The organism is Mesorhizobium sp. M1217 (assembly GCF_040318275.1).
In the GTDB taxonomy this organism is placed as follows: Bacteria; Pseudomonadota; Alphaproteobacteria; order Rhizobiales; family Rhizobiaceae; genus Mesorhizobium.
Map to the genome: position 1 here is coordinate 169,075 of NZ_JAMYMA010000004.1, position 20,450 is coordinate 189,524.

At 61.5% G+C, this 20,450-nt stretch carries 16 protein-coding genes; 11 read left to right on the plus strand and 5 right to left on the minus strand.

Features of this window, described 5'->3' with window-relative positions; translation table 11 throughout:
- Nucleotides 1–115 precede the first annotated feature (115 nt).
- The 3 genes from NKH37_RS08315 to NKH37_RS08325 form a co-directional block, all read right to left on the minus strand.
- Nucleotides 116–1,705 (minus strand): hypothetical protein, encoded by a 1,590-nt coding sequence (locus NKH37_RS08315; RefSeq protein ID WP_353005113.1) that lies wholly within the window; start codon nt 1,703–1,705, stop codon nt 116–118.
- A gap of 464 nt (nt 1,706–2,169) precedes the next feature.
- Nucleotides 2,170–2,502, minus strand: coding sequence for a hypothetical protein (locus NKH37_RS08320; protein ID WP_023718481.1), 333 nt, complete (start codon nt 2,500–2,502; stop codon nt 2,170–2,172).
- 140 nt (nt 2,503–2,642) lie between these two features.
- The gene (locus NKH37_RS08325; RefSeq protein WP_031193811.1) at nt 2,643–3,137 is read right to left on the minus strand and encodes a hypothetical protein; all 495 of its coding nucleotides are present in this window, start codon (nt 3,135–3,137) and stop codon (nt 2,643–2,645) included.
- Nucleotides 3,138–3,371: 234 nt separating this feature from the next.
- Between NKH37_RS08325 and NKH37_RS08330 the strand changes: the two genes are divergently transcribed.
- From NKH37_RS08330 to NKH37_RS08345, 4 genes are all read left to right on the plus strand, one after another.
- Nucleotides 3,372–6,449, plus strand: a complete 3,078-nt coding sequence (locus NKH37_RS08330; protein WP_156948051.1) for an AfsR/SARP family transcriptional regulator — start codon at nt 3,372–3,374, stop codon at nt 6,447–6,449.
- Nucleotides 6,450–6,989: 540 nt separating this feature from the next.
- Complete coding sequence (locus NKH37_RS08335) at nt 6,990–7,358, plus strand: hypothetical protein (RefSeq protein WP_156948050.1); 369 nt, start codon at nt 6,990–6,992, stop codon at nt 7,356–7,358.
- 277 nt (nt 7,359–7,635) lie between these two features.
- Nucleotides 7,636–9,447 carry a hypothetical protein gene (locus NKH37_RS08340; protein WP_156948049.1) on the plus strand — a complete coding sequence of 604 codons (1,812 nt, stop codon included), beginning with the start codon at nt 7,636–7,638 and terminating at the stop codon, nt 9,445–9,447.
- 9 nt (nt 9,448–9,456) lie between these two features.
- Nucleotides 9,457–10,899: a hypothetical protein gene (locus NKH37_RS08345; protein ID WP_353005115.1), complete on the plus strand. Its 1,443-nt coding sequence runs from the start codon at nt 9,457–9,459 to the stop codon at nt 10,897–10,899.
- Between the two features lie 237 nt (nt 10,900–11,136).
- On the opposite strand, the gene NKH37_RS08350 is transcribed toward NKH37_RS08345, so the two are convergent.
- Nucleotides 11,137–11,937 carry an IclR family transcriptional regulator gene (locus NKH37_RS08350; protein WP_353000203.1) on the minus strand — a complete coding sequence of 267 codons (801 nt, stop codon included), beginning with the start codon at nt 11,935–11,937 and terminating at the stop codon, nt 11,137–11,139.
- 241 nt (nt 11,938–12,178) lie between these two features.
- On the opposite strand from NKH37_RS08350, the gene NKH37_RS08355 reads away from it, so the two are divergent.
- From NKH37_RS08355 to NKH37_RS08370, 4 genes are read left to right on the plus strand one after another with little or no spacing between them, the layout of a single operon-like run.
- Nucleotides 12,179–13,231 (plus strand): substrate-binding domain-containing protein, encoded by a 1,053-nt coding sequence (locus NKH37_RS08355; RefSeq protein WP_031193806.1) that lies wholly within the window; start codon nt 12,179–12,181, stop codon nt 13,229–13,231.
- A gap of 18 nt (nt 13,232–13,249) precedes the next feature.
- Nucleotides 13,250–14,758, plus strand: coding sequence for a sugar ABC transporter ATP-binding protein (locus NKH37_RS08360; RefSeq protein WP_023718472.1), 1,509 nt, complete (start codon nt 13,250–13,252; stop codon nt 14,756–14,758).
- Nucleotides 14,755–15,720: an ABC transporter permease gene (locus NKH37_RS08365; protein ID WP_353040924.1), complete on the plus strand. Its 966-nt coding sequence runs from the start codon at nt 14,755–14,757 to the stop codon at nt 15,718–15,720. Before NKH37_RS08360 ends, NKH37_RS08365 begins: the two co-directional genes overlap by 4 nt.
- Nucleotides 15,717–16,688 carry an ABC transporter permease gene (locus tag NKH37_RS08370; RefSeq protein ID WP_352790941.1) on the plus strand — a complete coding sequence of 324 codons (972 nt, stop codon included), beginning with the start codon at nt 15,717–15,719 and terminating at the stop codon, nt 16,686–16,688. The genes NKH37_RS08365 and NKH37_RS08370 overlap by 4 nt, the downstream gene beginning before the upstream one ends.
- On the opposite strand, the gene NKH37_RS08375 is transcribed toward NKH37_RS08370, so the two are convergent.
- Nucleotides 16,662–17,603 carry an amidohydrolase family protein gene (locus NKH37_RS08375; RefSeq protein ID WP_352895184.1) on the minus strand — a complete coding sequence of 314 codons (942 nt, stop codon included), beginning with the start codon at nt 17,601–17,603 and terminating at the stop codon, nt 16,662–16,664. The two genes, NKH37_RS08370 and NKH37_RS08375, sit on opposite strands and share 27 nt — an antisense overlap.
- 74 nt (nt 17,604–17,677) lie before the next feature.
- Here NKH37_RS08375 and NKH37_RS08380 point away from each other — a divergent pair, with 74 nt between their 5' ends.
- The 3 genes from NKH37_RS08380 to NKH37_RS08390 are packed head-to-tail and all read left to right on the plus strand — an operon-like array spanning nt 17,678 to nt 20,402.
- Nucleotides 17,678–18,997: an alanine racemase gene (locus NKH37_RS08380; protein WP_352494804.1), complete on the plus strand. Its 1,320-nt coding sequence runs from the start codon at nt 17,678–17,680 to the stop codon at nt 18,995–18,997.
- A 40-nt stretch (nt 18,998–19,037) separates the two neighbouring features.
- A complete protein-coding gene (locus NKH37_RS08385; RefSeq protein WP_352588801.1) occupies nt 19,038–19,382 on the plus strand; it encodes a RidA family protein in 345 nt (114 codons plus the stop codon).
- 9 nt (nt 19,383–19,391) lie between these two features.
- Nucleotides 19,392–20,402, plus strand: a complete 1,011-nt coding sequence (locus NKH37_RS08390; RefSeq protein ID WP_023718466.1) for a succinylglutamate desuccinylase/aspartoacylase family protein — start codon at nt 19,392–19,394, stop codon at nt 20,400–20,402.
- The last annotated feature ends 48 nt before the right edge of the window (nt 20,403–20,450 follow it).

The following is a 20,450-nucleotide window of genomic DNA, read 5'->3' on the forward strand; positions in this document are numbered from 1 at the left end:
ATCAAGCCTGCGCTCGCTCTTCAAGCTGGCCGATCTGGTGGTTTTCGGTGCCTGACAGGCTTGAGCAGTGAAACGAGAATGTGCTCTCTGGCCTGTTGATCAGACGCTCCCGTCGTCAGGCAACCGAGTACAGCGTCATCGCTGCATCAAAGCCGCGCTGACCTCTCGGGTCGAGGGCTGCCCTGATCCCCAGGGATCCGGGGCCCCGTGCGGTGTGGCCGCGCGCGCCGAGCCTCGCGTCGCCGAAGAGGCCCGAGGCGATGTCGAAGCCCAGAGTGTACATGCCGGGCGGCTCTGCAGTGCGGGCAGCCTTAAAGGCATCCGTCGAGGTCTTCTCCGCGATCTTCGCGCCGACGGTCGCGAGGCCGAGTTGCGCATTCCGGGCGACAATGAAGAACGCTGAATCCTCGCAGCCAACGCGCTCGTCAGCATCAAGGCCATCCATGAAAAGCTGCTTTCCCGGGCCCCATAACGTGTCTGCTCCGGGCATCGCGACGCCAATATCAAACCCGGTCTTGGCGGGGCCGTCTGGCTCTAGTTCTCGCATCCCGCTCAACAACGCGTCGCGGCTGACCATCATTTTTCCCTTGTCTGCATAAACGCTTTTCAGCCCCTTCGCGCCTTCCGGAAATGGATCGGGCGTCAGCCCTTGCGGGAAACGCCGGGCCGGCGTCTGCTTCGCGGCGAAATCAACCGGCAGGCACGCTGTTTTAGGATCGTTGATCGCCGCGGCGGCGGCTTGCGCGATGATGTCTATATCGACTTGGAAACCACGGAATGCCTCCTGAACCATCTGCAGGGTTGTCGGTGCCGTGAAGGTGAACTTGCCTGGATTGAGCGTAATGAAGTCCATCAGGTTCATCTGGTCTAGCCGGCTGCTGCGCTCCTTCGCGCACTCAACCAGAACATCCTGGGCTTGCCGGACCTGCGCTGCGTTCGGCGGGATCGGTCCATCTGCGATGGAGATTGGAGCTAGGGTGACGAAATAAGGAACGGCATTGGCGTTCGGATCGGTCTGGAATGCGTTCAGCCATTGCTGGAGAAGCCCATACATCTGGCTGGGATCCGTTACGTCCCCCATGATCAGATTGATCGGGCCGCCTTCGTGGTAGACGGTCGTGCGCACGTCTTCATGGAAATGCCTCTGCATGCTCTCCATTTTCATCTTGGCGTCGGTAGAAAACAGCCCGTAGGACCCCGACAACTCCATCGAAACGGCTTGGGCCTCCTCGGAACTGGCTGTATCCATCTGCAGGAGGGCCAGGAACATCCCGCCGCGTCCTACCCCGTTCACGAACATGTTCCCGTAGCGTGATTGGAAGAGCTCGGGATTGCTCGATATCGCCGCCGCCGAGCCGCTCAGCTTTGGTTCGTCGATGCCGTGAAAGGGCAGCGTTACTTTGGCGGAGATGAGCAGGAACAGGGAACTGCACTGGATCTTGGAACTTTGGGCGAAGTCAAACCTTCCGGACGCGGAGAAGCACCCGCACCCGCCGCTCGCTTCGACATTGATGCTCAGCGACTTTTCGAGTTCGGCGGTGGTGTGAATACGGCGTATGTCGAATGAAGATATGGACCCCATTGCATCGTCGACGCCGGAAAATGCGCCATCGACGACATGACCCATCGGACTACCCGTCGCAAGATCGACACCTTTTCCATAGTCGTAGCCGGGAGAGTAAGGTACGGTTACTTGAGTAAGCATTTCAATCTCCTGATGGGCCTATTGGCATTACTCTTAAATAAACCAGTTCAGCTGAGTATAATCTGCATGATTCTATCTGGCCGCCAGAGTGCAGTCTAAGGGGCTAGTTGGCGGCGTCCTCCCCACATTCCTAGCAGGAAGGCTCAAGCGTCGTCGGGAGGCGCTACCCCAAGCCATCTGTCGAGTTCCCGTTTCGGAACCAAAATTACAGGGCCGGGCGCTCCGCCCCGGGAACAGCTCCCAGACGTCTTTGATGTCCATGACCTTCTCTGCAAGGTCTTCAAAGAACGGTCCGACCGGAACCGATCCATGCATGTCAAGAAGCTCGATCGGAACCGGATCGCTCGCCGAGCTTGAGTTCGGAGCAGTTCCTGGCGCGGAGAGGCCACCCTCGCCGGAGGCACCAGACATCCAAGGCGGAGCAGGCGCGATCCTGCTTCGAGTGCGGATCGCGCATGCTAGAGCTAGTCTGATACGGATTGGACGAGGATGGTGATGTCGTAACTGGCATCCGCGCCCTGCACGTTTTTCACGGTTTGGAAATCCATGATCGCGGACAGGTCGATCATCCCTATCTCGTCATCGCCTGAAAGGTCGGTCTCGATAATATTAAGGTAGAATTCACCGGCTGGAACGATCTGTTTGATGTCGAGATTGTAGTCGTTTCCCGGAGTGAAGGATCCAATCGGGAAGCGAACAGGACCCATCACTCCAACAAGGTCGTCAGAACCTGTATAGTCGTTCGTCGAATGACATTTGATGCGGCTTATGTTCAGAGAGTAGGGACGCATGGTCATTGCTCCATCAACTTGTTGCGAGACGGAATGCTCACCTGCCCGAGCTTACGAATGGCTTACGGGGTGGTCACGGCCCGCTGCTTTCTGGTCGCTGAGGTGTTGTCGGCGACCGTGGACATCACCCGATGCTTGTCGCGCGGTCAGTCAATCCGGTAAATGACGTAGTAGGCCGAACCCTCAATCGCTGAGCGGGCGATCTTAGCGATTGGACCCATGCCTTGTTCTTCCTTGTCCATGGTGACGGAGCCGAGTGGATCGTTGCCATTAAGAGGGCCGTCTTCATCCCAAAGAGAGAGATTCTGGCTATACTCGAACGGCAGCACGAGGCCAGGTTCGAACGACTGGTCCGCATTGACTTCCCTGGTGGCTCCGGGAGAGGGCCAGACAGCGTCATCGACATTGCCTTCAGTCCCGGTGGTGATGAACAGGTTGTCCGGATCGGCCCGTATGGCGTCGATCGCTCCAAGAACGCTTGGCAGTGACTTGATCCCTTGCAGCAGGCTGCCGGCGAAGTCGTTCTGGATGAATTGCGGCGTCAGGCCCATGATGGCGTCGACTAGCGCCTGGTTGGCCGCGAAGTCGGTTCCGGTGGCGGGCTGGACACAATAGATGGTTTGAACGGTTGCGGTCGGCATGGTTTCCTCCATGAGTTGGAACGATGCCGACAGTGACCGAGCCGCGCTTACGTTTGGCTTACATGCTGAAATGACGCGCACCCGGCCCATCATCTGCTATAAGAGTGCAGCCTGGTGGATCTGGATGCGGCGGTGCACGGCGGCACGATAGCAAAACTTTCAATGCCAAGACCCGCGGGAATCTCGCGGCGGCCGCGCATTGCTGCACTGGTCGACAGGTGCCTGGAATCCGGCATGTGCTGGATTGCTGCCCCTGGCGGATACGGGAAGACCACCGCAGTCATCGATTACCTCCAGGAAAAGCGGGCTCCGCATGTCTGGTATCGCGTCGATGACGAGGACCAGGATATCGCCCGGCTGTTCTACTATCTGGCGATGTCGCCTGGGGCGCGGGAACTCAGCCTTCCTGTTTTCGGAACCGAATATGCGGAGGATGCTGCTGCATTCGCGCGTCTGTTCTTCCGCGCTTACTTGGCGCAGATGGTGCCGGACACGGTCATCGTCCTCGACGATATTCACCGTGCCGATACACCAGAATTCCGCGAAATTCTGGCTGTCCTGCTGCGGGAATTGCCCAACACGGTCCGGTGCATCTGCATATCGCGTACACTGCCTGGTGGGGGCGTGGCCGAACTCGCGCTCGCAGGCAAGCTGCCGGTCATCGGCCAGACGGCACTGGAATTCTCGGAGGACGAAGCACGCTGCCTCGTCGGTCTCAGGGAACCAGGCCATGAGAAGGGGATCGAGGTCGCCGCCGCCAAGGGGTGGGCGGTCGGCCTGGTCATGATCGCCAACCAGAAATCAAGTACCCCACAGTTGATGAGCGCCATGCCTCTGGGGCAGGGAAATTTCCAGGAGGTGGTCGGCAGACTGTTCCTGCAGAACGTTCCAGGCGACGACCAGAACACCCTGTTGAAGCTTAATCTGCTTCCCGAAATCAATTCCGGTCTTGCCGACGCCTTGCTCGGACCCAGAGTCGGCGGCCCGGTGCTGGAGCGGCTCTTTCAAATGCAGCTGTTGGTCACCCGAACAGGCCTCAGAGGCGGAGGATTCCAGTTCCACGACCTCCTGCGCGACTACCTGTCCAGGCTCTTCGAAGCGCGGCTGCCGCCGGAAGAGCAGGCAAGTTTGCGCGAAAGGGCAGCTCGGGTCCTGCGCGACGCAGGATTGGTCGACGCTGCCGTATCGATGGCTCTCCAAGCAGAAGCCTGGCCGCTTGCCCGCGAGTTGGTCATCGAGCACGCCGAGGCGATGCTGTCCCAAGGCCGCAGGGCTACCTTGATCGAATGGGGCACCAGATTTCCTGCTGAAGAACTGGAAGGCTGGCTTCTCCACTGGATCGGGGCCGCTCACGTTCCTGACGACGCCGCAGCCGAGCGATGGTTCTCACGGGCTTGGGAGGCGTTCGAGAAGGACGGCGATTTGCGGGGGCAGTGGCTGACCGTAATCCGCGCCGTGCTCGTAAAGACAAGCAGCTGGCGGACGCACGGGGGCCTGGACGGGTGGACGCGAAGGGCAGCCGCCATCCTTCGCGGGAGGCAACCCGATCTTGTCCCGAGAGAGCGGATGCTGGTTGGTGTCGGCATGTTGCGCGCGGTTGACTACGGCGAGGCCGACGAGGAGACCGCACAGGCAGGAGTGAAGATCGCCGACGAGCTCCTGCAACAGCTGTCGAATCCGACTGGTGAAGTTCCGGTTGACCTGAGATTGCTTGCCAGTGAAGCCCTTGTTGATCATGCGGTCTGGTCAGGGCGGCAGGACATCTTCGAACAGGCGGTCGACAGCGTCGCTTCCGAATTGAACGACCCGAAGGTGACGCCTTGGGTGCTTGGCATGTGGTTGGTCTCTTTCGGCGCCGCCAGCGGCAGGTATTTTTCATTCTCGAGGCGCGGGTTTCCATATGCCTCGGCCGAAGACGCCCTTCGCAAGGCGATCGAGATGGGCGAGAGGGAAGCCCTGAAAAGCGTCGAGTTCAGCGGTCTCTACCATCTCCAGCTGCTGCTCAAGCTGCGCAATGATTTCGCCGGCTTCGCAGATCTCGTGACAAGGCTCGGCGAAATCGCGGACAGCCGCTTCACAACTCAGGTGGCCGTAGTCGCAGATTGCCGAGCCGCCATGCATGCGCGGCAAGGCAGCTTCGTCGAAGCCTACAGGGATTGCGACACGTTCATGACCGCGATCGAAGAGGCGAACGAGCCGATGGTCGAGCGCTGGCCGCATTATGTCACCAAATTCCAGGTTCTTCTCGCCGACAGAAGACCGGCTGAGGCCGCCTCGCTGTTGGCAGATGTCGTCGATCGGCTGGACGGCGGCCCGCGGGAACGGGTGAAGATTTGCATTCTTGCCGCTGCCGCTTTTGAAGAGAAATGGAGGGGCGGAGCCGCTTATGAAGAGAAACTGACGGAGTTCATGGCAGCCCTGAGGGCCGTCAACCCGTCTGCAATCCTACTCAACCTGCCCGATCTCCTCGCCGAACTGCTGGCGGATGCACTTGACCGCGGAATTGAAGCGGATCTCTGCCATTCGGTCATTCAGACGCGGCGTCTCGTCCCGCCAATGAGACGGCCTGCTAAATGGCCATGGCCACTGAAGATCTTTGTACTGGGCGGCTTCAGGATCGAGCTCGACGGAACTCAATTCGATCTCGGATCGAAATCGCCGACGCGTGCCCTCGATATCCTGCGGGTTCTCGCCCTGGCGCGCGACCAGACCTGTCCCCTCGAAAGCATTCATGACTGGCTTTGGCCCGATCTCGACGGGGATCAAGCCAAACCGGCGTGCGAGCAAGCCCTTCACCGCCTGCGCAAGACGCTCGGCAAGGGCGACTTCATCGTCCAGAGGGAGGGGCGGATCAGTCTGCCCCCGGATAAGGTGTGGGTCGACCTTGCTGATTGGGAAGCCCGTCTCAACCGCGGTCTTTCCAGGAAAGGGGATACGACAGCCCCCGAAAAGGAACAGCTTCTGGCGAGATTCCCCGGCCCGCCACTGTCACCGGGTTCTCTTCCGTCTTGGGCGATACCGGTGGCCGACAAGGTTCGGGACGGCTATATCGACCTGGCGATCAACGTCGGAAGACATTGGGAGAATGCCGGAGAAGGTTTCCGGGCGCGAGAAGCCTATCTGAGAGCACTCGAGTACTACCCAGATTCGGAAAGAGTGTACCAAGCCCTCATCAGGGAACGTCTGTCCAGCAGTGATCCTGCCGCAGCTGTAGATGACTTCTCGCGCTACGAAAGGGCGGTTGGAGCGAACGGGGAATACAAATCCTCACACGTGATCCGCACGCTGGTGCGTCCGTATCTGAGATCTTGAACGCCCAAAACCCGTAAGCCATCCGTGAGCTGCGTCTTGCCAGCGTGCTCCGAACCTCTTCTTTGCACGGCCCGATAACTTCACGGGCAATCCCAGGTCGATCGTGTGCGGGGCGGTTTTGTCTAACCAGCAATCCGGGATCGGAAACACTGAGAGACCGGAGCGATAGACTCTGCGCTTGGGCAGCGTACCTGCGTGTCCCCAGCGGCGTTCAAGACTACTCGCGCTGCGAGCGGGTGACAGACCGGCGGAACCGGGCTTTCGATGCAATCCACTTGCGTGTGGTTTCTTCCAGAGCGAATGAATCCAAAAAATTTCGATCTGTAAGCCATCCGTAAGCTGCGGTCAGAGAAACTCAATCCGTCGAAAACAAACAACCGCTTCGTCCGGCCCCTGCAGGGGCTACCCCGCTCGCGAAACCGCGCATGCAAGCAGCCCGATGAGGATCAAAACATGTCTACATGGCAGGATAGAGCATACCGGATATTAAATCTTTTCGCGGGTTCGGCCGACGAAGCTGGCGACCGGACCTGGCAGATTATGAACCACGTTCTCGACGAGAACAATCAGGACGACTACATCAGCAGAGACTTCTACAACGTCCAGCAGACCGCAGGCGGGCTGCCGGAAGGCGTCAGCTTCGAAGTCTTCCTGTCAGCGGTGTCCGGTCATGTCAGGGACGAGCTGCAAGGCGGAAGCTTCGACGAGGGGCTTGGCGATGATGACATTCGCACGGCAGGCCTCTCTTTCGACGACAACATTCGCCGGCATATCCGGTTCCTCAACGGAGTGGTCCACCAAGGCGCTCCCGGCGAGGTTCATCTCGGACTATGGGAAAGAATTCTGCAGGCCCGCGACAATGGCCGGAGTATCCACTCGCTGTATCACGATTACCTTGTCGATGCCTAGCCGGCTCAGACACTCACGGGTTTTGTCACAGGCACAGGTCCGCGGGAAGCCATCGCCCTAGTGACGCGTGCCCGGAAGGCACAGCCGCAGACTTCGGCTGGGAGATGCTCGGCAGCCAAGGAGGCGGCTGGGCCCGGCAAGGGCATTCCTGACCTGGTGATTGTCTGCTCGGCCGATGTCTGAACGAGACGTAACTTGCTCTTGGGCCAGGGCTCCCGGATCGACGGAGCGCGGGCTTTGCACATCCGCAATCTGACGTTGGTCTTTCCCCGTCCGCGTGACGATCCATGGTCCAACGCCGCAACAAACAAGGAGAGTTCTCATGCCTGGTAACGATCTTCAGGTCACCGGCGGCATCACGCAAGCACTGCTTGACGCGCTGAACCAGATACACACCGCCGTTGCGGCCCAGCTTGTGAATCCCGACGGCACGCCGTCTGGCTCGGCAGTCTACATGCACCTTCCAGTCGGCCAGCCGATCGACCCGAAGATGTATGCCAATCCCTGGACGCCCGCCGGCGGCAGCGCCTACGGCGCGGTTTCCACCACGGGCGCTTTCTCAGCACCACCCGCTCCCCCTTCTGCCGGAACGCCCGCGACGCCGGCCGGTCAGCTGGCCGCAATGCCGGCACCAGATCCCAGGCTGCAATTGGCGATCAGCAGCGCCTTCAACACGGCTCAACGGGTTGACGACATGTTGATGGTCACCAACAAGGGGGTTGCGGTGTCGTGGCCCCAGCGAACCGTCAGTATCGAGTATTTCACAGCCCTGGCCGGCATGCAGGCGGAACCGATCCCTGAGCCCTCGACCGATATCAAGAAACGCATCGCCGATGCCCAGAAGACATTGTATCTGATGGATGCCGACGGCAATTTTACCGGCTATACGCCGCGCCACACCGCCTACAGACACAACCAGAAGGTGCTGGCAGATGCACGCAGCGAGTTCGCGCTCGCTTACTCCCAAGCCATGTCCGATCCTATCCAGGGACAGGCATGGCCGGTCACCAGCGCCAGATACCAGAACGCCGTCGACCAAGCCTATAACGACTTCAAGGATATGGGCGGGCAACAGATCGACGACGCGATTGCAACCCTTCAGTCCGTCGGCGGCAGCGCCGCGGCCGCCCTGATTGCCAAGGCCCGCAAGATGTACGACGAGTATAGCGTTGGTCTCGGTGGCGCCGTGGCAATCAAGGTGCCGTGGTCGTATATCGATCCGGTCTCCTGGTGGGATCACACCAACCATGACTTCGGGGTGATGAAAATCACCGCCACATCGAAACAGTACCAGGCGAGCGGTGGCGGCGGCCAACACAGCTTCGGACACAGTTTCTACAACAACGAGTCGTCATCAACATCGGGCAGCGTCGGCTACAGCGTTCTGGGTTTCGGCGCCTCAGCCAATGCATCGCACAGCGAGACCAGCCACAACGACGGTTGGAATGCCGACCAGTCCTCCTGGCAGTCGCATCAGGACAGCAGTTCTTCGGCAACTGTCACATTCGAGTGGTTCATGGCCAGCATCGAACGGCCATGGCTGCTTGGCGACCTTTTCCACATGGACGGCTGGTATCTCGCCGGTCAGAAGAAGAATGCGATCAGCGACGGGACCATCGAAGGTCAGATCGGCGACGTGCCCAAGCTGCTCCCGATGATCCCGAAGGGTTTTCTGATTGTTCGAAACGTGAAGATTACCGCTAATTCCTGGGGCAGCATGGGCAGCGCATTCCAGAGCGCCGTCGACAGCGCTAGCGGACACACGGAAAGCAGCTCCACCTCCTATGGCGGCAAGGTTGGTTGGTGCGGTATCGGCGGATCGGTCCAACATTCCAATTCGGACAGCAGCGGCGCATTCAGCAACCAGCACGATGCATCTCAGGGTTTTTCCTTCAGCAGCAATGAACACGGTGGAACGCTTGAACTTTTCGGTTCGCAGATCGTCGGCTGGGTAGGCCAGATACAGCCGGCCGCACCGCGCAAGGACGACCCTGCACTCAGCGCCGAAGTCGTGGCCAACCCTGCGACAGCCGCCAATGCCGGAGCGCCTGCGATACCGGCTGACGCGCCCGCTGCTCCGCAAGGCTGAGGTGTCCCTGTGAGCACGAACAGCGATCAGCTCGCGATCCTTGGCCAGCAAGTGGTGGACACGTTAATCGCGACCTACAACCCCAACAATGACCCGTCGTTGGCGCTTGCCATTCATCCGGGGCAGGCGCTAGCCGATGGCATCGTGCAAAATGGCGTGACCAATCCGCTGCGGCTGTCGGAGTGGCTGGAAGACCAGTACGACTACCCGCTATGGCTGAAACGGTCCGATGCCTCCTCCGTTTCCGCCTCGTCTGTCGGCAGTCTTACCGCCAAGTCTGCCTATTTGGCGATGATCCCATGGGCGCAACCGGGGGTTCCGGTTGATGCTCCTTCCTATGCGCGCATCGCCGCGATGGTTGCCGAGGCACGAAAAGATATCGGGGACAATCCCGATGCGCTGCCATTCAGCTGCGAGCCGACAGATTTCGCCGAGCCCAGCTGCACGGCCTGGCATGTCTTCGATCAAAGGATATCCCGCACTACCGCAACCACGACCGAGACACCCGGCGCCATTAAGGCAAATCCCCACTTATGGAAGATGCGAGTGTTGACAAAAGAGGTGGTGTCGAACCTCACCGCAGTTTCCGAGGCGGTCGAACGGCGCAAGGCATTTGCCGCCGAATTAGCTGTTGTGCCAAGGGTTGAAGCGGTCAGAAAGCTGCGCATGCAGCCACATCTCACGGACTACGCTACCCAGCCAGTCGAGTTTCTCGGTATCCAGGATGCAGCAAGCACCGCGGTCAATCTGAGCCAGTTCAGCGCGAACCAACTGGGTGGCCTCACCGCTTCGCCGCTCCACGCCCGGGCGCTGGCCGCCACCCTGCCAACATTCAGTCGAATTCGCGCTGCCCGGCGACACTTCACAGCCGAGGCAGATCACGTCTCGCCGCCCAGAGAGCAGCCAAATGCTTCCAGCACGCAAATGCAGTTGGACACCTCGCTCGTGAACCGATTGGCCACAATCCAGCTTCACGATCTCATTAAAAACCCGGTCGTAACGGAGGTAACTACCTCGGACAGTGAACTGCATGTGCATTTCGAGTATTGCATGCTCACCATCACCCGGCGGATCGCCGGCACGAGATGGTGGCATCCCGACCTCGTCGACGAGGAGGATTGGTACGTACCGGGAATGAAGCGCGGCGACATGATCAAGGCTTCGACCGACGAGACCTATGCGCATTGCCTGCCTCAGGGCCTGCTTCTGGTTCGTAACGTGGAATTCAGCGGCTCGTGGACCGCCGAAGCCCGCACGACGATGCAAAACGCCGTCTCGTTTCTGGGTCCCTTCCTGATGCAGGCGCCAACCGGCTCTACATCCAGCACGTCCGACCTCGAACAGATAAGTGTGCTTGGCGTGGGCGTTCAGGTAATAGGCGAGCTTTGCTTTCCATTGCCGCCGCTCCCGCCGATGGATGATCCGGCGGAATCGGAACGTCCCGTTGTCTAAGCAATCAACGACGCTCAATGAAGAGGGTAAGTGCTTTGTGGCCGGGCCGGACGAGGTGTCCCAGGCACCGGTATCATCGCGTGCACTCTGCGGTGCTGGCACGCTGCGGACTGTGGGCAAAGGTGGTCGCGGGAGCGCGCTGCCGCCTTTGCCATACCCACCGGAATACCGGTTCCGGCCTCGCTGCTGCGGCTGAACGAGCGGAGCCTATCCCGAACCTTCGCGCGCCGATTTTTACTAGCTTCCCGCCAGCGACAATCCACGGGCGCGCTCGCATAGCAGGGCAAGCAATTCGCTGCGCCTGGCTTCCGGCGTGTCGACGGGCAACACGAAACAAAGCGTCTTGTTGATGCCCCCGTCGCCATCGCGGATGGGCGCGGCCATGCACCAGGTGAAGCGGTCAGCCAGAGCGGCGGTCTCGCTGAAACCTTGCTGGCGCGCCAGTGCCACATCGCCGAAGAACTCGGCTGGCGCAATGACGCGGCCGTCGGGAAGCTTGTAGTCGCCAGGCGGAATGAAGTCCTGTATTTCCTGCGCGCTCATATGGCCGAGCAGCAGCCTTCCGGACGCCGTCCACGGGATCGGCACCTCGACTCCGACATCGCTTGAAATCCGGAACGGGCCGGGCGAGTCCCGGCAATCAAGGACGACGTATTTGTTCCCGCGCAGGCCACACAGTTGGACGGTCTCGCCCGTCTCCGCGCCTAGTCTGTCCAGGGTTTCGATGATGCGTCGATAATGGGCATTATGATGTGAGTAGGCCCAGCCGAACAGATGCATCGCCTTTCCGAAATAGACATAGCCTTCCGTCCCGACGTTCTCGAGCATTTCGGCTTCCAGCAGGCTGTTGACGATCTCATAAGTGGTCGAACGCGGCGCGCCGATCATCTTGGCGATATCGCCGACGCGCATCGGCGCGCGCTGCCGCAGAAGCGCTTCAAGCAGCGTGATGACGCGGTCAATCCCGCGGCGCCGTTCGCCATTGCGCGGCTCGGCGCGGACTTCCCTTTCGATCAAACCAGTGACGCCATCGCTCATGTGGGCCGCACCCCGCGCAAAATCATTTCGGCCCTCGTCTCAAGACGCTTGAAAGATGTCAAGGCTCAGTCTAGCATCCCATCTGTCCGATATACAGGCCTCGTGTCTGGAATATCGGACAATAAAGAGCCAGGCGCAGAGAGTCCCGACGAGAAAAAGGGCGGTTTCCGACATGCGGCAACCGGCGGGTTTTCTCGTCTCGACCCCGCACGTCCAGGCATAACCTCAGAAGGGAACAATCATGACCAAATCATCGTTTTTCGCATCCGCCAGCGCCCTTTGCCTCGGTCTTCTCCTCAGCGTTGGCGCCGGTTCGCAGGCCAACGCCGCCGCTAAATGCATCAAGGGCGACCGCAAGGCGCCGTATACGATCGGCTGGGCCAACATCTATTCAGTTCCGACCTGGATGAAGCAGACACAGGGCACGATCGAAGCCGAAGTCGAAACTTTGAAGAAGCAAGGCTTGGTCGACAAGCTCGTCGTGACCGACGCCCAAGGCGACGCCAACGTCCAGATTCAGCAGATCCAGTCGATGATCGATTCCGATGTCGATGCCATCATCCTGATAGCTGGCTCGTCGACCGCGCCGGCGCGCGTGCTGGCGGACGCCTGCGCCAAAGGCATCGCGATCATCAATTTCGACAGCCTCGTCGACACCGACCAGGTGACCGCCAAGGTCAACACCGATTCCTCACAGTGGGGCGATCAGGCGGCCAAGTTCCTGATCGACGCCATCGGAGGCAAGGGCAAAATTCTGATCCTCAATGGCCCAGCCGGCGTTTCGGTCAGTGACGACCGGCGCAAAGGCGCCGATGCCGAGCTTAAGGCTCATCCCGATGTGAAAGTGCTTGCCGAAACGAACACGCCCTACAATGTCGCGCCCGCCCAGGAAGCGGTCACCAGTCTGCTTTTCGCCAATCCCGAAATCGACGGCATCCTGTCGCTCGGCGGCGCTCTCTCGGCGGGTGCCGTGCTCGCGCTCGACAAGCAGGGTCGCGACCAGGTGCCGATCACCGGCGAGAATGCGCGCCAGTTCCTCGAACTGTGGAAGGAAAAGGGCTTGAAGAGCTGGGCGACGATGCAGCCGAACTGGCTCGGCGCTTTCGCCACCTACACCGCCGTACAGGCGCTGGACGGCAAGGATGTGCCGGCTTTCGTCAAGATCCCGCTGCCGGTGATCGACAATTCCAACGTCGACGAATATCTCGCCAGGGCTAAGGATTTCCCGGCTGACGGTTACATCTATTCGCCGTTCGATGAGGATCTGTTCAAGAAGCTGCTGGCCCAGAAATAAGCCTGAAGGGTTGCAACATTGACAACCACGGCTACGCTTCTCGCCGCGCGGGGGGTGTCGAAGTCCTTCTTCGGCAACCCCGTCCTGCGCAACGTTTCCATCGCTCTGCAGCCGGGCCGCGTGCATGCGCTGCTCGGCGAGAACGGCGCGGGGAAGTCGACGCTGATCAACCTTTTGTCCGGCGCCCTGCGCCCGGACGGCGGGGCGATCGAGGTTGATGGACGCCCGGTATCGCGCATGAGCCCCGCTCATGCGCGGCATGCCGGGATCGCCGTTGTCCAACAGGAACTCAGCCTGACGGCCAGCCTCTCGATCGCCGAAAATATCGGGCTCGGCGCCTATCCCAAGAGATTCGGCTTGGTCGATTACACGGAACTTGCCGCACGGGCCAGGGCCGCATGTGATCTTGTCGGCCTTCGCGAACCGCTGTCTACGCCGGTGGGGCATCTGTCACTCGGCCGGCGTCAGATGGTGGAGATCGCCAAGGCGCTCTACCGGCGGCCGCGCGTGCTCATTCTCGACGAACCCACCTCATCGCTATCGGCAACCGAGACAAAAACCCTCACGGACTTGCTGGAAAGGCTTCGGGCCGAGGGCATCGCCATTCTCTACATCTCACACCGGCTGAACGAAGTGATGACACTGTGCCAGCATGTCACCGTACTGAAGGACGGCGCCTGCACGGCGGACCGCTCGCTGGAAGAAACTGATGCCGCCGGGCTGGTGCGGCTGATGGTCGGCCGCGACCCCGGCGATCTCTTTCCACGATGGCAGCCTTCGCCATCGCCAGCCAACGCCATCTCGGTTCGTAATTTTTCGGCCGGCCTGATGCGCGACGTCGATCTCGACATCAGGACAGGCGAGGTGCTTGGGATCGGCGGCCTGGTCGGGCAGGGGCAGGAAGATCTGCTGCTTGGCCTCTACGGCGCGATCCCGGCTAGGTCGGCATCCGCGACCGTAAACGCTGCTTCGGGTCTGCCGGGCGGCGTGCCGAAAGCCAATGCGCTCGGCCTCGCCTATGTCCCGGCCGACCGCAAGCGCGAAGGCCTGCACTTGATCCATCCCATCATCACCAACATGATGCTACCAGCCTTCGCAAGGCTGCCGGCGTTGAAGCTGCGCAGCCGGCGTGCCGAGCGCGATTTGGCGAGGGGACTCGCCGCCCAGCTTGCCATCAAGGGCGACCTCGATCGCCCGGCGCAGGCACTCTCAGGTGGCAACCAGCAGAAAGTCGCCCTGGCGAAATGGATGCCACACGATCCGCTTGTGCTTCTCCTCAACGATCCGACGCGCGGCGTCGATGTCGAGACCAAGCGTGAGATCTACATGATGCTTCGCAATCTCGCTGCCGCCGGCAAGGCGATCGTCCTGCTCAGTTCCGACACACCCGAACTGGTGCACCTTTGCGACCGCGTCGCCGTGGTCCGAGAAGGTCGCATCAAGGCCATGCTCGAGCGCGAGGCACTGAGCGAGGAAGTCATCGTCTCCGCCGCAATGGGCGCCGAACAGCAGAAAGTTGCGGCATGAGCACGGTTGTATCCTCAAGCCAAGCCGGCGCCCTCTACTGGCGAGTTCAGCTGCGCCGAAATGTTGGCGTGCGCAGCCTGTTTGCCGTGGTTCTGGCGTTCCTCGTTGCCTACGGCGTGTTGTTCCCCGGCCTCTTGACGGCGTCCGGCTTCGCCAAATTCACCCAGAGCTGGTTTCCGCTGGCGCTGGTCGCGATGGCCCAGGCGATCCTCATGCTCACCGGCGGCATCAGCTTGGCAATCGGCGCAATGGTCAGTCTCGGCGCGGTAATCGCCGCGACGACGATGATCGGGCCGCTGGGCGTAGCCGGCGGCACCGCCGTGGTGGCGCTGACCGGTATCGGCATCGGTGCCGCGACGGGGTTCATCGTCGTGAAACTTCGGTTGCCGGCCATCGTGGTGACGCTCGGCGGCTCCTTCATCATCGGCGGTGCTGCGTTGCTCATCCTGCCGAGGCCGGGCGGCGCCATTCCGGAGTGGCTGTCGGACCTGCTTGCCGGCAACACGCCGGCGGCATTCGTGTTGCTGGTGCTCGTCGTGCTTTTGTGGAAACTCTATCTCGCCACCCCGCTTGGGTTGAGCCTCTATGCCGCCGGTGAGAATCCGGTCGGCGCCTATCGCTCCGGCGTGCCGGTCGACGGCGCGCGGATCGCGGCCTATGCGATCAGCGGTCTGCTTTGCACAGGCGCCGGCCTGTTCGTCGCCGCGCAAACGGGTTCGGGCGACCCGGTCATAGGCACAGCCTTCACGCTGAATTCCATTGCCGCCGCGGTGCTCGGCGGAATCGGCTTCCTCGGCGGCCAGGGCACGATGCGCGGCGCGCTTGCCGGCAGCCTGCTGCTCAGCCTGATGATCAGTGTCATGTTCTTCCTCGGCTTCACGCCAGTTGCTCAGTATGTCGCCCAAGGCCTCATCATCATCGGGGCGGTCGCCATCCCGCAATTCCGCAAGGTGCAGCAATGACAGCACGGAAAGAGAGCGCGCGCGGCGGGCGGGCGTTGACGATCCTGCGCAGCCGGCCCTTCCTCACGGTCGCTATCGTTGCCGCGGTGTGGATCGCGGCGAGCTTCGCTTCACGTGGCTTCGGCGCTTATGGTCATTTGCGCTATTTGGTCGAGTTGGGCGCGGTGATCGGCCTGGTCGCGGCGGGCCAGACCTTCGTGGTGATTGCCGGCGGCATTGACCTTTCCGTCGCGGCGATCGTCACGGTCAGTGCCGTCAGCCTCCCGCTGCTCTCATTGCAGGCGGATCCGACCGGGGTCACAGCCGTTCTTGCAGTACTTGCGTTGACGACCGCGATAGGTCTCGTAAACGGGCTGGGCGTGGCGCTGTTGCGCGTTCATCCAATGATCATGACACTGGCGATGGCGACATTCCTGCAGGGCCTCCTGATCATCATCGCCGGCGGCAGCGCCGTGACCGCCGAGAACCCGCTGGTCAGCTGGCTCGGCAATGCGCGGCCAGCCGGTATTCCGGCAGGCGTGCTTTTGTGGGTGGTCATTTCCGTGATCGTTCTGACCACGATGCATGCGACATCCCTCGGCGCCCGGATTTTCGCGATGGGCGCCAATCCGCTTGCCGCGGCGCTGTCCGGAGTTTCCGTCGCCTCGACCACGCTCGCCGTCTACGGCATCAGCGGCTTCTGTTCGGGACTTGCCGGTGTGTTGGTCCTCGGCATGAACGGCCAAGGCTATGTCGGGATCGGAGATCCCTATCTCCTCGCGTCGATTGCCGCCGTGGTGCTCGGCGGCACCTCGATACTGGGCGGGCTCGGCACCTATGCCGGTACTATCCCCGGCGCGATCCTGCTGGTCACGATCACGGCGCTGATAACCGTCGTCAACGCATCGCCCGGCTGGCGCAGTATCCTGTTCGGGTCGCTGATTCTGGGGCTGCTGCTTCTCTCAGGCAGGGAGCAGGCCCGCCGATGAAATATCGTGCAGCCGGTAGATACGCCTTGCGTTGCCGAAGAACAGCGCCGTTTGCTCGTCCGCGGAAAGCTCTCCTGCAATGGCTTTGAAGCTGTCATATACTGCATCGAATGACGCATGCAGGCCGGCGACTGGGAAGTCACTGCCGAACATCGCTCGCTGCGTACCGAAACAGTCGATGCAATGCATGACAACCGGCTTCAGGCTGTCGAGTGTCCAATCATGATCGTAGGCGACCAGATCCGATATCTTGATGGCAGCGTTGTCGCACTCCGACAAAAGCCGCAGCCCTTCGCGCCACACCCGCATCCCGTCTGCATCGCGATCGATCGGGCTGCCGCAGTGGTTGAGAACAAAGAGCTGGTCCGGAAAGGCCGCTGCGAGGCGCGCCGCACCGGCGAGCTGGCGCGGAAACACCATCAGGTCGAAAACCAGCCGGTGGCGCCCAAGCAGGGACAGGCCGGCACGCCAGGCCTGATCGTCCATGATGCCGTCACGGGCAGCAAAACGGCGGGCAGGATCCGGATCCCAGCTCAGTATGTCGCGCACACCGACGACACGGTCGAATGCCGCCTGCGCCTCGACCAGCGCCGGCGCTTGGCGGCTCGCCAGCGGTATGTGAACAACATAACGGGCGGCCACGCCGCGCGACTTGTCGAGCGTTTCAAGCCACCGCGTTTCGCCGACGCATTCATCCCCGGTCCAGCCGGCTTCGACATGCACGGTTGCGACGACATTGTGCCGGCCGGCGTCGCGCAAATAATCTTCAGGAAGGTAGTTTCGCCGCAAGCGGCCAAGCTCCCCCAGACCGCCGCGTTCGCCAGCCGTTGTGGCGAGCCAGGGGTGCCGGCTGAGGCCGAGATCCCAAAGGTGATGGTGGGCATCGATGATCGGTCCGCGGTAAGGTGTTGGCACGCATCTCTCTCATGGTGTGGCCGGAATCGGAAATCGATCCGGACTTCATCCTGTAAAGGAAGGACTAGCATCGGATGACCGAAAGCTCACCCGTACTGTTGCTGGCGACCCGAGAAAATTTCCTGCTCGATGACCGTATCCGCGGCGTGCCGCCTGGCACCCTCGGCTTGGACAGCAGCCTTGTCGCATCTGAGCGCTGGCATCCAGCGGATGGGCGTATGTCGTTGCCGGTGTTGACCGTCGACGAGGGGGCCTTCATCGCCAATCGTGACCTGTTCCTGCGCTATGCGCGAGAGCAGGGCGCCGTGATCGCCCCGCATGCCAAGACCCCGATGGCGCCTGATCTTGCCCGGTCCCTGATCGAGGCCGGAGCATGGGGCACGACCGTCGCCGACATAAGGCAGGCCACGGTGATGCTCAGAGCCGGACTCTGTCGGCTGATCATCGCCAATGAGGTCGGCGGACCAGGTGGTGCGAACCGGCTTGCGGTTCTTGTCAGCGCCTGGCCAAGCGCTGAGTTCTACGTTTTCGCCGACTCGATCGCCGCCGTGAATGCGCTTGCCGAAGCCTGGCGGGCCAATGCGAGGCTGCCGCCATTGCGCGTGCTCGTCGAACTTGGTGCGGGCAGGGCAGGCGCCCGGACCACCGGCGAAGCCGAGGCGATTGCCGACGCGATTGTAGCAGCCGGCGGCCGGCTGCTGATCGCCGGCGTCGCAACCTATGAAGGTGCCGCGGCGCAGCCCGATCCTGACCGCACCGATGAGGCGATATCCGCCCTGCTGACAATGACAGCCGACATGTTCCTGCGGCTCCGCGCCCGCGTCGGCGGCGACACCCCGCTGATTGTCACGGCAGGCGGCTCGGTCTACTTCGACAAAGTGGTCGCAGCGCTTTCGCCTCTCGTTTCTAGGGACAGCAGCGCGACGCTGGTGCTGCGCAGCGGCGCCATCTTCTTCCACGACCATGGCGTCTACGACCGCTCGCTCGGCACACTCGACGCCCGCGAGGGTTTTGCAGTCGGCGGCTTCAATGCGTCCGCACGAAATTCGTTCCGTCCGGCTTTGCGCCTATGGGCCGAGGTACTGTCGCGGCCGGAGCCCGGCCTTGCGATCTGCGGCATGGGCATGCGCGACGTGTCGTTCGACCAGGGCTTTCCAATGGTCCTGACCATCTTTCGTGCCGGCAAGCAGCTGCCGATAGCGCGTGCCGAGGTCTTCAAGCTCAACGACCAGCACGCCTTCCTGACAATTGCGTCGGGCGACGACATTGCCGTCGGCGACACCGTTGAATTCGGCATCTCCCATCCCTGCACCTGCCTTGATCGCTATCGCGTGATCTTCGGCGTCGACGCGGCCGGATATGTCAGCCACGCCTTTCCCACCTATTTCGGCTGACCATCGTCGCGCTTTCCAAAAAAGAACGAAAGGATCCGATATGATCAAGTACTTGCAATCCGGCTCCCGCATGTCGCAGGCGGTCGTCTATGGCGGCCTCGTGCACATAGCGGGCCAGGTCGCAGACGATCGCAAGGCCGGCATCGAGGGTCAGACGAGCGAGGTACTCTCCAAGATCGAGGCGCTCCTGGTCGAGGCCGGCAGCAGCAAGTCGAAGCTCGTGGCGGTCAACATCTTCCTGCCACAGATTGGCGATTTCGACGCCATGAACAGTATCTACGATGCCTGGGTGGATTCCGCCCGTCTGCCGGCGCGTGCCTGCGTCGAGGCGCGTCTCGCTGATCCTGACCTCCGCATTGAGGTCACCGCCGTCGCGGCTGTGTGAACCGCCGCCATGCACACCGGCATCAGCCATTCGCTCGATTTCGATCGGGACGGCAAGACGCTCAGCCATCTGAGCATCCCGTTCTCGATAGACCGTTCGCCATATTTCCAAATCAAGGTCCCGATCTGCCTCATGCGCAATGGTGAGGGTCCGTCGCTGCTTCTTATGGCCGGTAATCACGGCGATGAATATGAAGGCGAGCTGTGCTTGGCAAAGCTGGTCCGCCGGCTCGATCCAGCGCGAGTCAGGGGCCGCGTCACCATCCTGCCGATGGCCAATGTGCCGGCGGTGATGGCCGCCAAACGCTGCTCGCCGCTCGATGGCGGCAATCTCAATCGCGCCTTTCCCGGAGATCCGTCGGGCACGCCGACAAGCCGGCTCGCCAACTTTCTCGAGACAGACCTGTTCCCCCGACACGACATCGTCTTCGACATTCATTCGGGGGGCACTTCGATGGAACATCTGCCGACTGCACTCGTCGAGCGCAATGCCGATCCCGAGCGCCACAGGCGCGGGGTGGAGCTGATGCGGGCGCTCTGCATGCCCTATGGGTTCGTGGCCGACAATGGCCAGGCCTCGCCGACCTCCATGGGTGCAGCGCGCCGTGCCGGCGCCATCGGCGTCAGCGGTGAGTTCGGGGGCGGCGGCACCGCCACGGTCGACACGATGGCGATCACCGCTCGCGCGATCGACAATCTGCTGATTGCACTAGGCCTGGTCGACGGGCCAGTTGTTGGCGCGGAGTCAATGCATTCGATGCCGACGCGACTGCTTTCGCTTTCGCGGCATAGCCAGGGCCTCTACGCCGCCCGCCGCGGCTGGTTTGAACCCGCCGTGAGGGTTGGCGACAGCGTGAACGCCGGACAATTGGCTGGCTGGTATCACGATCTCGAAAGGCTCGATCTTGCCGAGGAAGCCTTGCATTTTGCCGAAAACGGCATCGTGCTTTCGCGGCGGCTGCATACAATGTGCGAGGCAGGAGACTGCCTCATGCAAGTCGCCGAACCCGTAGAAACCTAAAGGGAAACCGCACGGCGTCTAGCTGCTGCGCCACTCTGGAGAACTGAG